Genomic DNA, 1,903 nt, shown 5'->3' with positions numbered 1-1,903 from the left:
GGAGTATGTGGTTTAATTCGAAGCAACGCGAAGAACCTTACCAGGTCTTGACATCCCTCTGACCGGTCTAGAGATAGACCTTTCCTTCGGGACAGAGGAGACAGGTGGTGCATGGTTGTCGTCAGCTCGTGTCGTGAGATGTTGGGTTAAGTCCCGCAACGAGCGCAACCCTTATGCTTAGTTGCCAGCAGGTCAAGCTGGGCACTCTAAGCAGACTGCCGGTGACAAACCGGAGGAAGGTGGGGATGACGTCAAATCATCATGCCCCTTATGACCTGGGCTACACACGTACTACAATGGCCGGTACAACGGGAAGCGAAATCGCGAGGTGGAGCCAATCCTAGAAAAGCCGGTCTCAGTTCGGATTGTAGGCTGCAACTCGCCTACATGAAGTCGGAATTGCTAGTAATCGCGGATCAGCATGCCGCGGTGAATACGTTCCCGGGTCTTGTACACACCGCCCGTCACACCACGAGAGTTTACAACACCCGAAGTCGGTGGGGTAACCCGCAAGGGAGCCAGCCGCCGAAGGTGGGGTAGATGATTGGGGTGAAGTCGTAACAAGGTAGCCGTATCGGAAGGTGCGGCTGGATCACCTCCTTTCTATGGAGAATCGTTTCCTGCAACGGAAACATTCAAATATGAAGCGTAAGCTTCAAAAATCATCATTCCATTTGTTCAGTTTTGATGGAACTTGTGAGGGGCCATAGCTCAGCTGGGAGAGCGCCTGCCTTGCACGCAGGAGGTCAGCGGTTCGATCCCGCTTGGCTCCACCAATTACAATTTCATCTAAAACTGTATGAGAATCGTTAACTCTTTGGAGATTGACTGATAATCAAGCAACTTTGCACCTTGAAAACTGGATACCGAAACGAAATTGCGTTTTAGAATATTCCTTTAAGCTGATCTTGTGTAAACAAGTGAAATAAAGGTAGCTGCCTTGAATTTCATTCACACGTAAGTGTTGAACCGAAATTAAAAGCAAATCGTATTTACGATGTAAATACTAGGTTAAGCTACAAAGAGCACACGGAGGATGCCTAGGCGCCAGGAGCCGACGAAGGACGTGGCGAACAACGATAAAGCCTCGGGGAGCTGTAAGCAAGCTTTGATCCGGGGATGTCCGAATGGGGAAACCCGGCTGTCTTCATCGACAGTCACTTTCTGCTGAATACATAGGCAGAATAGAGGCAGACCAGGGGAACTGAAACATCTAAGTACCCTGAGGAAGAGAAAACAATAGTGATTCCGTCAGTAGCGGCGAGCGAACGCGGATTAGCCCAAACCAAGGAGCTTGCTCCTTGGGGTTGTGGGACGTCTCACATGGAGTTACAAAGGAACCGGTTAGATGAAGAGGTCTGGAAAGGCCCGCCAGAGAAGGTAAAAGCCCTGTAGTTCAAAACTTGTTCCCTCCGAGACGGATCCCGAGTAGTGCGGGGCACGTGAAACCCCGTATGAATCCGGCAGGACCATCTGCCAAGGCTAAATACTCCCTGGCGACCGATAGTGAAGCAGTACCGTGAGGGAAAGGTGAAAAGCACCCCGGAAGGGGAGTGAAATAGATCCTGAAACCGTGTGCTTACAAGAAGTCAGAGCCCGATCTATGGGTGATGGCGTGCCTTTTGTAGAATGAACCGGCGAGTTACGTTCCCGTGCAAGGTTAAGGTGAAGAGCTGAAGCCGCAGCGAAAGCGAGTCTGAATAGGGCGAATGAGTACGTGGACGTAGACCCGAAACCGGGTGATCTACCCCTGTCCAGGGTGAAGGTGCGGTAACACGCACTGGAGGCCCGAACCCACGCATGTTGAAAAATGCGGGGATGAGGTGGGGGTAGCGGAGAAATTCCAATCGAACCCGGAGATAGCTGGTTCTCCCCGAAATAGCTTTAGGGCTAGCCTCGGAAA

Annotated in this window: 1 tRNA gene and 2 rRNA genes; all 3 read left to right on the top strand. The window is 51.3% G+C overall.

The annotated features are described in order from the left end of the window. A 16S ribosomal RNA gene (locus NLX73_RS24800) occupies positions 1-603 on the top strand; the annotation flags it as partial. 97 nt (positions 604-700) lie between these two features. Further along, positions 701-776 (top strand) — tRNA-Ala (locus NLX73_RS24795). Between the two features lie 233 nt (positions 777-1,009). Further along, positions 1,010-1,903, top strand: a 23S ribosomal RNA gene (locus tag NLX73_RS24790); the annotation flags it as partial.

The sequence above is a fragment of the Paenibacillus sp. CH40 genome, assembly GCF_024213605.1.
In the GTDB taxonomy this organism is placed as follows: Bacteria; Bacillota; Bacilli; order Paenibacillales; family Paenibacillaceae; genus Paenibacillus; species Paenibacillus polymyxa_B.
This window is presented reverse-complemented; position numbering and strand designations above follow the sequence as displayed.